The sequence below is a fragment of the Streptomyces sp. NPDC006544 genome (assembly GCF_040611715.1).
Classification (GTDB): domain Bacteria; phylum Actinomycetota; class Actinomycetes; order Streptomycetales; family Streptomycetaceae; genus Streptomyces.
Window position 1 is genome coordinate 116836 of sequence record NZ_JBEXOV010000011.1, and the last position, 11240, is coordinate 128075.

Here is an 11240-nt window from a genome sequence, read left to right on the forward strand (position 1 = left end):
TCCTTCTCCTGCATGCTCACGACCGAGACGGCGGCGGCCAGTGGCGCCACGCTCCCGGCGCTGAGCATGCCCGAACTGTCCCTGTCCAGCATGTTGGGCTGGATGAGCACGTCCCCGCTGGACACCCCCGACCAGCAGGGCGGCACCGCCCGGGGCAAGGGCCACCGGGCCCCGGCCGACGCCACCCGGGCCAAGGGCGGCGCAGGCCGCACGCCCGGCAAGGGCAAGGGCGAACTCGACCCGTACGAACGGCACACCGAACAGCCCGGGACGGTCACGACCGGAGCGGCCCGCGGGTCGGCGGAGAGCTTCGACGCCCGCACCAGCAAGCGGGACGCCAAGAAGTCCACGGCGACCTCCGACCTCTACGTCAACGCCGACGGCTCCACCACCGTCCGTCACTTCCCCGGCCGGACCAACTTCGAGGCCGGCGACGGCACCTGGAAGCCGATCGACACCGCTCTGGTAGCGGACACGGACGGCCGGCTCCAGGAGCGGTCCAACTCGCTCGACGTCGAGTTCGCCCCGAACGCCGCCGACCGGCAGCTCGCCTCCATCGACTTCGGTTCGGGCCGCTCCTTCGCGTACGCCCTGCGCGGCGCCGCCGGGGCCACGCCGGCCGTGGCGGCCGACGGCACCGTGACCTACGCCGGAGTGCTGCCCGACACCGACGTGCAGCTGGTACCGCTCGCCGAGGGCTTCAAGGAGAATCTCGTCCTCCGCTCCGCGAAGGCCGCGAACTCCTGGACCTTCCTGCTGGACGCCAAGGGCCTGACGCCGCGGATCGCGGCCGACGGGGACGTGGAGTTCACCGACGCCGACGGCAAGGTGACCGCCACCGTCCCGCACGCGTTCATGGAGGACTCCAAGATCGATCAGCGCTCGGGGGACGCCGCCCAGTCCCGGGCCGTCGACTTCGAGCTGACGAGCGTGGACGGCAAGCCGGCGCTGCGGATGACCGCGAACCGCGCCTGGCTGGACGCTCCCGAGCGGGTCTACCCGGTGACCGTCGACCCCACCGTCACCGCCAGCAACTCCACGTACACGCAGAACACGATCTCCGGCGACCACTCCACCGAGAGCCAGATCAAGGTCGGTTCGTACGACTCCGGCACCAACAAGGCGAACTCCTTCCTGCAGTTCTCCTCCCTGGGCACCACCCTCGCCGGGCAGCGCGTCACCGCCGCCACCCTGAACGTCTACGCGCTCTGGTCCGCGACCTGCACCGCGGAGCCGTTCTCGGTCCACCCGGTCACGCAGTCCTGGACGCCCTCCGGCGTCACGGGCTATCCCGGCCCGGCCTTCGGCGCGGCCATCGGCACCGCCACGGCCGCGCCCGGTGCGTCCTGCACCAACACCAGCGGCGCGAGCACCGTCGGTGTGAAGATGCCGGTCGCGCTGTCGACCGCCTGGTTCGACCAGGTGGCCACCGGCGGCGCCAACTACGGCCTCGCCCTGAGCGCGCCGACCGGCGACGGCCTGCACTGGAAGAAGTTCCACTCCGACAACTCGGCGACCGCCGGCTGGCGGCCCGCCCTGGACCTGACCTACACGGCGAACACCAAGCCCCAGGTCAACGCCCAGTACCCGCCGGAGAACTTCCAGGCCCACACCCTCCAGCCGGAGCTGCTCGTCTACGCGAGCGACGCCGACAACTGGCCGCAGGCGCTGACCTACGCCTTCGAGGTGTACGACGCAGACAGCGGGAGCTCCACCCCCGTGGCCACGTCCGGTCTCACGGCCGAGCGGTCCTGGAAGGTCCCCGCGGGCAAGCTCAGCTGGAGCAAGAACTACGTCTGGTACGTGAGCGTCGCCGACGGCTACGACTCGGTGATGTACTCGGCGAGCCGCTTCTCCACCACGGTGGCGCAGCCCCCCGTCACCTCGGGTCTGGCCCAGAACACCGACGGCCACGAGTTCGACCCGTCCGACGGCAACTACACCACCGAGGACACCGACGCGGACATACCCGTCGTGGGACCGTCGCTCGAGGTCGACCGCTCGTACAACAGCATCGATCCGCGGATCGACAGCGCCTTCGGCGCCGGCTGGTCCACGGTCGTCGACATGAAGGCGGCCGAGACCAAGGACGGCGCGGGTACGGTCACCGGCGTCGTGATGACCTACCCGGGCGGTGAGCAGGTCGGATTCGGGCGCAACAGCGACGGGACCTTCGTGCCCCCGCCGGGCCGCTACGCCCGGCTGGCGTCGGTGAGCGGCGGGTACAAGCTGACCGACAAGGACTTCACGGCCTACTCCTTCACGCAGGCGACCGGGAAGAGCGGCGTCTACGCGATATCCGGCATCGTGGACTTCGCGGGCCGGGCCGAGACGTTCACCTACAACGCGTCCAGGCAGCTGACGAAGATCACCAACACGACGGCCGGCCGCTCGCTGACGCTGGCCTGGTCCACCCCGGCCGGAGCCGCCGTCCCGCACGTGGCCACCGTGGCCACCGACCCGTCGCAGACCGGGGACTCCAGCACGGTCCAGACCTGGCAGTACAGCTACACGGGCGACCAGCTCGCCAAGGTGTGCCCGCCCGCCGACCCGTCCAAGTGCCAGGTCTACACGTACGCCACCGGCAACCACCACCGCACGACGGTGCTGGACGCCGACCCCTACGCGTACTGGCGGCTCGGCGAGGCCGCGGGATCGACGGTCTCCAAGGACACCGTCGACACCAACCAGGGCAAGTACAACGGCCTCTACCGCAACGTGACCCTGGGCGGCTCCGGCCCGCTGGCCGGCTCCACCCAGAAGACGGCCACCTTCAACGGAACGACGTCGTACGTCGAGATGCCGAGCGCCCCCGGCGCCACGCCCTCGTACACGACGATCTCGCTGTGGTTCAAGACCACCCAGGCGGGCGGTGTCCTCTTCTACTACGGTGACAAGCCGCTGAGCGCGACCGACCCGGTGGGCAGCACCGCCTTCAACACTCCGGCGCTGTACGTCGGCACCGACGGCAAGCTGCGCGGCTGCCTGGCCACGGGCACCTGCGCCACCACGATCACCTCGGCCGCCTCCGTCGACGACGGGCAGTGGCACCAGGCGACCCTCACCGGCGCGGGCAACACCCAGACCCTCTACCTGGACGGCGCCGCGCAGGGCAGCAAGACCGGCCAGATCAAGGACTGGAACACCCCGTACATCTCGCTGGGCGCGGGCGTGAACAACCGCGGCTGGCCCGCGATGAACGCCGCCGACCAGCTCGGCCACTTCTCCGGCCAGCTGGCCGAGGCCGCGATCTACACCGAGCCGCTCACCGCGGACGTCATCGGCGCCCAGTACCAGGCCGCCAAGCGGTCCGCCGGTCTGCTGCAGAAGATCACCACGCCGGGCGGCAAGACCCAGGCGTCGGTCTCGTACGGCACCGCCGACGACCTGGTCCTCCAGGCCACCGACGGCAACGGCGGCACCTGGAAGCTCAACCCGGCGACCGTCACCGGCTCCTCGCAGGTCTACCGCTCGGCCGTGATGGGCTCCGCCCCCGCCGGCTACTGGCGTCTGGACGACACGCAGGGCGCGGCGCAGGCGGCCAACGAGCTGCACACCGGCTTCGGCACGTACAACACCGTCACGCAGGGCGTGGCGGGACCGTTCGGCACCGGTGACGCCACGGCCGTGCAGTTCAACGGCACCAGCTCCTTCGTCGAGGTGCCGTACGGGCCGCTGCACACGAAGGCGGACCGCTCGGTCGAGCTGTGGTTCAAGACCACCAAGCCCGGCGTGATCATGAGCGACCAGACCCGGGCACCCAACGACCCGGCGGGAGTGGGCGGCTCGTGGAGCGACATGCTCTACGTCGGAGCGGACGGCAAGCTGCGCGGCCACTGGTGGAGCACCAGCTGCAACGGCGCCGCCAACCTCGCCTCCGCCGCCTCCGTCACCGACGACACCTGGCACCACGCGGTCGTCTCGGCGGCCGGCACCACGCAGACGCTCTACCTCGACGGTGCCAAGCAGGGCACCTGCACGGGCGTGCCGGACGACCAGACGACGTCGCGGACGTTCATCGGCGCCGGCTTCAGCAAGTGGGCCAGCTCTCCGGGTGACGTCAGCTTCTTCACCGGCTCCATCGCCGAGGTCGCGGTCCACTCCAAGGGCCTGACCGCCGACGACGTCACGCGCCACTGGTCCGCCTACAAGGCGTCCGCCGGCGTCGCCCCCGTGCGTACGGTCACGCTCACCGACCCCGGCAACAAGACCCTGACCTACGTGTACGACGCGGAACTGGGCAACCGCCTGCTCGCAGCGGTCGACACCGAGGGCAAGCGGACGACGTACGGCTACGACACGGCGGGCTTCCTGCACACCGTGACCGACGCCAACGGCAACCGCAGCATCACCGGCCACGACATCCGCGGCAACACGGTCTCCAAGACCAGCTGCCAGGACACGGCCGCCAACAAGTGCTCGACCGACTACTACACCTACTACCCCGACGCGACCACGGCGTTCCCGCCGATGGACCTGCGCAACGACCTGATGCTCACCGAGCGCGACGGCCGTTCCTCGGGCCCGACGGACAACACCTATCTGACCAGCTACACCTACGACACGGGCGGCAAGCTCACCTCCGTGACGACCCCGCCGGTGCCCGGTCACCCCGGCGGCCGCACCACCACCACCGCCTACACCACGGCCACCACCCCGGCGGCCGAGGGCGGCGCCGCGGTGACGCCGGCCGGCCTGCTGTCCGAGGTGACGACGCCGGGCGGCAGGAAGACGTCGTACACGTACTTCGCCAACGGCGACCTCGCCGAGACCACCGACGCCAACGGTGCCAGGACGAAGGCCGCCTACGACAACCTCGGCAGGCAGCTCTCCACGACCGAGACGTCCGACGCCCAGCCCGCGGGCCTGACCACGACGCAGACCTACGACAAGAACGACCAGGTCGTCACCCAGACCGCACCCGCGGTCACCAACCGGGTCACCGGCGCGGTGCACCAGGCCAGGACGACCACGGCGTTCGACGCCGACGGCAACATCCTGTCCCAGACGGTCTCCGACCTGACGGGCGGCGACGCGGCGCGTACGACGACGATGACGTACAACGCGAACAACCTGCTGGAGACCAAGTCGGACCCGGCCGGTGACACCACGTCGTACGTGTACGACGGATACGGCAACAAGACCAAGGAGACGGACGCCCTCGGGAACGTCACCACCACCACCTACGACGGCGAACGCCGCCCGCTCACCAGCAGCCTGCTGAACCACACGGGCGACCCGAACAACCCGTCGGCCCCGGCCACCCTGGTCCAGGAGTCACGGGCGTACGACCCGGCCGGGCGCCTCGCGTCGGTCACCGACGCGATGGGCTGGGTGACGTCGCACACCTACACCGACGACGGCCTGTCGGCCACCGTGGTCCGCAAGGACCCGCAGTCCGGCAAGTCGTTCACGGAGCAGGCCAACACCTACGACGCGGCCGGCAACCTGATCCAGCAGGTGACCAACGACGGCCGGACCACGAACACCTTCGCGGTGGACGCGGCCGACCGGACGGCGTCGTCGGTCATGGACCCGGCCGGGTTCGCCCGGACGACGAAGGTCTCCTACGACCCGGACGACCGCGTCGTGTCGGAGACCGAGACGGACCCGGCGACGGGTGACGTCAGCACGAAGGACACCCTGCACGACAGCCTCGGCAACGTCACGGGGACCACGGTCCACGACGGGACGACGGCCCCGGTGGCCCGCTACAAGCTGGACGAGACGACGGGCTTCTCCGCCGGCGACTCCTCGGGCGCCAACAACACCGCCACCCACGGCACCGGCCTGCACTGGAACACCGACAGGGCGGGCAGCGCGGTCCTGGACGGCGACGTCAACTCCTACGCGCAGACCTCCGGGCCGGCCGTCAACACGGGCGGCAGCTTCACGGTGTCCGCCTGGGCCAAGCTGGACGACCTCACCACCGGCCGGACCGTGCTGTCCCAGGACGGCCGGAACGTGTACGGCTTCGTGCTGTACTACGCGGCCGGCACCGGCTGGGCGTTCGCCCGGCCCCGGGCGGACGCGACACCGCTGGCCTACGACCGGGCGGTGTCCGCACCGTCCGCGGCGGTCGCCGGCGCCTGGACCCACCTCGTCGGCGTGTACGACGCCCAGGACGCCGAACTGCGCCTGTACGTCAACGGCACGCTCGCCCAGGAAGTGCCGTACAGCTCCCCCTGGGAGGCGACCGGCCCCCTGCAGATCGGCCGACACAAGTACGGCTCGCAGTACGACTACGAGTACAAGGGCGGCATCGACGACGTCCAGGTCTACGGCGAGGCGCTCACCGCGGCGCAGGTCTCCGCGGTGAAGGGCGGGACCCTGCCGGCCGCGGGCAGCTCCGTCCGCACCAACACCTGGAAGCTGGACCAGCGCGGACTGCCGGTGTCGGCGACCAACGCCAACGGCTTCACCACCGACTACGGCCACGACGAGGCGGGCCGGCAGACCACCGTCACGGAGCCGCTCATCAGCACCGAGCAGAACGGCGGGGCCCCGGTCTCCGTCCGGCCCGTGTCGATGACCGGCTACAACACCTTCGGCGAGCAGACCGAGTCCTCCGACCCGCTGGGCAACGTCGTGGTCACCGCGTACGACGCCGAGGGCAACGAGACCTCGACGACCGCGCCGAACTACACGGCGCCGGGATCCACGACGCCGATCACGGCCACGGCCTGGAAGGAGTACGACGCCTCCCGCCAGCTCACGGCGGAGGTCACCCCGCTGGGTGCCCGCACCACCTTCACGTACACGCAGCTCGGCGACCTGGCCTCGGTCACGGACCCCGGCGGCGGCACGACGAAGTTCACCTACGACACCAACGGCGACGAGCTGTCGGTGACCGGACCGAACGGCTCCCGCAAGGAGACCACCTGGGACTACCTGGGACGCCCCGTCACCAGCACGGACATCGTGCGCCAGCCGACGCAGCGCGCGTTCACCGCGATCAACGAGTACGACGCCCCGGGCGGCGAGCTGTCCCGGACCGTGAGCCCGACCGGTGTCTCGCAGTCGTACAAGTACAACGTCCTGGGCGAGGTCACCGAGACGACCGACGCCGCGGGCAACAAGTCCACCTTCACCTACGACTCGGACGGCCAGGTCCTCACCTCGACCGACCCGGACGGCACCAGCACCAAGAACACGTACGACGGGTTCGGGCAGCTCACGGGCACCCGGGACCTGAACGCGACGGGCACCGTGCTGCGCACCAGCGGTTCCACGTACGACCGTGCGGGCAACCCGCTGTCGGTGACCGACTACCGGGGGCACACCAAGACCCTCACGGTCGACGCGTCGGGGCTGGTCACCAAGGCGGTCGAGCCGGTCTCCGCGACCGAGTCGATCACCACGACCTACGGATACGACGCGGCGGGCAACCGCACGCGCTTCACCGACGGCCGCGGCAATCCGTTCCTGACGACGTACAACGCGTGGGGCCTCCCGGAGTCCTCGATCGAGCCGTCGACGCCGGCCCACCCGGACGCGGCGGACCGCACCTTCACCACGACGTACGACGGCGCGGGACGGGTCAAGGAACTGCGCGCGCCGGGCGGCGTGGTCGTCACCCACGACTACGACGCCAAGAGCCGGCTGATCCGGCAGAAGGGCACGGGCGCGGAGGCCGAGACGGTCGACCACACCTATGACTACAACGCGGAGGACCGGGTCACCGCCGTCGCGGGTCTGGGCACGGAGAAGAACACCTTCTCCTACGACGACCGCGGTCTGCTGCTGTCCGCGGCGGGCCCCTCGGGTTCCTCGTCCTTCGCCTGGAACGGCGACGGGGCGATGACCTCACGGACGGACGCGTCGGGCACGTCGACCTACGGGTACGACACGGCGGGCCGGCTGAAGACGGTCGCCGACGGTGTCACCGGCACGGAGCTGACCTACGGCTACGACGTCAACAACAACGTCACGACGGTCGACTACGGGGCCGGGAAGTCCAAGCGGGCCTACGGCTACGACGCCCTGCACCGGCTCGTCAGCGACAAGCTGACCTCGCCCACGGGCCAGCAGCTCACCTCCCTCACCTACGGGTGGGACGAGAACGACAACGAGACGTCGAAGACGACGACCGGCGCCGCGGGTACGTCCACCCACACCTACACCTACGACTGGGCGGACCGTCTGTCGTCCTGGAACAACGGCACGGCGACGGAGACCTACGGCTACGACGGGGCCGGGAACCGGACCCGCGTCGGCAACGACACCTACACCTACGACGCCCGCAACCGGCTCTCGTCGGACGGGCACAGCACGTACACGTACACGGCCCGCGGCACGATGAGCTCGGTGACGGACGCGGGAGGCCTGCAGACCTCCCTCAAGGCCGACGCCTTCAACCGTGTGATCAACGAGGGCGAGCGCACCTACGCGTACGACGGCATCGACCGGGCGCTGAGCGCGAGCGAGCCGAACTCGGGTCCGCTGTACTCGTTCCAGTACAGCGGCGCCGGGAACGACGTGGCCTCGGACGGCATGACGTCCTACAGCCGCGACGCGGACGGCTCCCTGATCGGAGTGAAGACGGCCACGTCGGCCGTGCTGGCACTGACCGACCTCCACACCGACGTGGTGGGGCAGTTCACAGCCTCGGGTGAGGCACTGACCGGTTCGACGGCCTACTCGCCGTTCGGCAGGACCGTGGCCTCGCAGGGGATGATCGGCCAGCTGGGCTACCAGTCCGGCTGGACCGACCCGGAGACGTCCAAGGTCAACATGGCCGCACGCTGGTACTCGCCGCAGACCGGCCAGTTCAACAGCCGCGACACGATGGCGCAGAACCCCCTGCCGGTCTCGGTGAACGCGAACCGCTACGCGTACGCCAACGGCAACCCGATGACGGGTGTCGACCCGACGGGCCACTGGTTCGAGTGGGCGAAGAAGGCCGTCAAGAAGGCCGCGTCGAAGGTCACGAAGAAGGTGACGTCGGCCTACCACACGACCGTCGCGGCCGTTCACCACGCCGCCGCGAGCGTCAAGCAGGCGGCGCGGCAGATCAAGAAGGCCGTCAAGAAGAAGGTGTACAGCGCGTACCGGCAGGTCAGGAAGGCCGTGCGGTACGTGAACGACAGTGTCCGGAAGGCCAAGCGGTACGTCCAACGCACCTACAAGCGGGTCAGGAACTACGCCCGCAAGGTCTACAAGCAGGTCAAGAAGAGGGTCGTCCGGGCCGCGGCGTCGGTCAGGAAGGCCGTGAACAGGGCGGTCAGCAAGGCCAAGAAGGTCACCAGAGCGGTCAAGAAGAGCGCCGTCTCGGCGGCGAAGAAGGTCACCGCGAAGGCCAAGGAGACCGCGGGCAACCTCGTCGCCAAGGTGTGGATCGCAGGTGTGCACGCGGGATTCGACAATGCGGCCGACAAGATCATCGCCGCGGAGCCGAAGATACGCAGGGATCACCCCGAGGCGTTCGGAACCCCTGAGGACCCGACCGGATTCGACCTCGGATTCGAATGGGTCAAGGGAACCGGTCCCGCGCACCGGGACTTCGACGAGGGCGACCGGTTCACCCAGATTCTGATGCAGCACTACCATGTGCAGAACACCAAGCAGAAGATCGCCGACCAGATAAAGGACGGCGACACCGACATGCTCGGCAAGGAGAAGCAGAGCCATCACAGCCTCGGCACGTCGACCGAGGAGGGGAACTCCTTGCAGAAGCTCTACAAGGACTTCACGACCAACTCCTCAGCCGCGTTCCTCGGTTCCTACACGCTGAAGTACACGGTCACCTCGATCGACAAGGCGAGCGGGAAGGCGAACGTCTCCTTCTCGGTCGCCAACGAGAGCGACATGAACTCGGCCACGCATACGGCTCCCGTGTTCGGCGGATACAGCCCGTGGTGGGACAAGCACATCGCGGCCCCGCTCAACAAGGATTACGCGACGGGCCGGTTCTCACCGAAGACCCAGACGATCAAGTGGAGCGAAACGATCAGTCTGAAGTAGGGCAAGGGAACACCGGGCGGCTCTCCGGTCCTTTTCGGAGAGCCGCCCGAGCGCCAAGAGCAGAACACCAAGGAGTTGTTTATCGTGTTGATCGGCAAGCGAGGGTTCGGTGTGGCCGGCGTGTGCGTGGCTCTGCTGGCCGTGACGGCTTGCGGGGTTTTCGGTTCTCCTGCCGCACCTCATGTCACGGAAGACCAGTTGACCGGAGCCTGGGCCGGTGACTGCGGGGCCGGCCTCGACGTGAGCGAGGACCACACGTTCACGGCCAAGGACTTCCCCGTGGACTTCAAGGGAGTGGGCACGAAGCCGGAGCTGGTCTCGGGGAGCGGGACGTGGCGGCTGGCCCGCGCCGTGGAAGGCGTCTCGCCGCAGGAACTGAGCCTCTATCTGGGGGACCGGGGCTTCGACCTCGAGGTGCGCGGGAGCGCCGAGGAGATCCAGTTGCACTGGTCGGTCGGGGACCCCGATTACGCCTACCACTGCAAGTTCACCGCGAAGCCGGTGAAGTAGCTCCCCCCTCTTCCCCCACCCCCGAGGGGGTGGCCCGCACAGCAAGGGACCGGTCCGGCCGCATCGCGGTCGGGCCGGTCCTTTCGCGTCGGGGCCGATCGGCACGCAGCGTGCCGCACCGGTCGGTCCGGGTCCGCCGACACGGCGGGATCACGACTCTGCATCTCATCGGTGAGCGGAGGTTGATGGTCCGGTTTGGGCATGTCGGGGCGTGTAGCGTACGCGCGTTCGATGACTCATCTCCTTAGAGGACAACCCATGGCCACCCCGCCTCCGCCGCACCCTGTCGACCCCCAGCCCTTCCCGCAGCCCGCCGAAGGCGCCGCGCCCGCCGCGCCCGCGCAGAAGGGCGGCAAGGGCAAGAAGGTCCTCCGGGTGGTCGCCCTGCTCGTGGTCGCCGTCGCGGTGAAGTTCGGCATCTCCTACTTCTTCAACGCCCCCGTGCACGCCAAGGCCGGCGACTGCGTGCAGGTGACCGGCAGCGACACCGACCCCAAGGTGTCGACGAAGGACTGCGGAGACAAGGACGCCAACTACAAGGTCGTCAAGGTCGTCGACGACACCTTCGACGTCAACGCCTGCGGCGAGGTCACCGAGGCCGCCCTCGCGCAGCAGTGGGAAGAGGAGAAGTTCGTCCTCTGCCTGGGCCCGGTCAAGTAACCCCCCGACGGTGAGGGCCGGGAGTACGCGCCCGCAGGCGTGACCCTGTCAGGCAGCGACGTGACCGGCCCGTTCAGCTACCTAGGCGCTGGCGGATTCCAGATCGG

At 69.4% G+C, this 11240-nt stretch carries 3 protein-coding genes; all 3 read left to right on the top strand.

Annotated elements, in window-relative coordinates:
* The first annotated feature begins 12 nt into the window (after positions 1 to 12).
* The 3 genes from ABZY44_RS08330 (at position 13) to ABZY44_RS08340 (ending at position 11133) form a co-directional block, all read left to right on the top strand.
* Positions 13 to 9963, top strand: coding sequence for a LamG-like jellyroll fold domain-containing protein (locus ABZY44_RS08330; RefSeq protein WP_356651210.1), 9951 nt, complete (start codon positions 13 to 15; stop codon positions 9961 to 9963).
* An 84-nt stretch (positions 9964 to 10047) separates the two neighbouring features.
* Complete coding sequence (locus tag ABZY44_RS08335) at positions 10048 to 10473, top strand: hypothetical protein (protein ID WP_356651212.1); 426 nt, start codon at positions 10048 to 10050, stop codon at positions 10471 to 10473.
* Positions 10474 to 10731: 258 nt separating this feature from the next.
* Positions 10732 to 11133, top strand: a complete 402-nt coding sequence (locus ABZY44_RS08340) for a hypothetical protein (protein ID WP_356651214.1) — start codon at positions 10732 to 10734, stop codon at positions 11131 to 11133.
* The last annotated feature ends 107 nt before the right edge of the window (positions 11134 to 11240 follow it).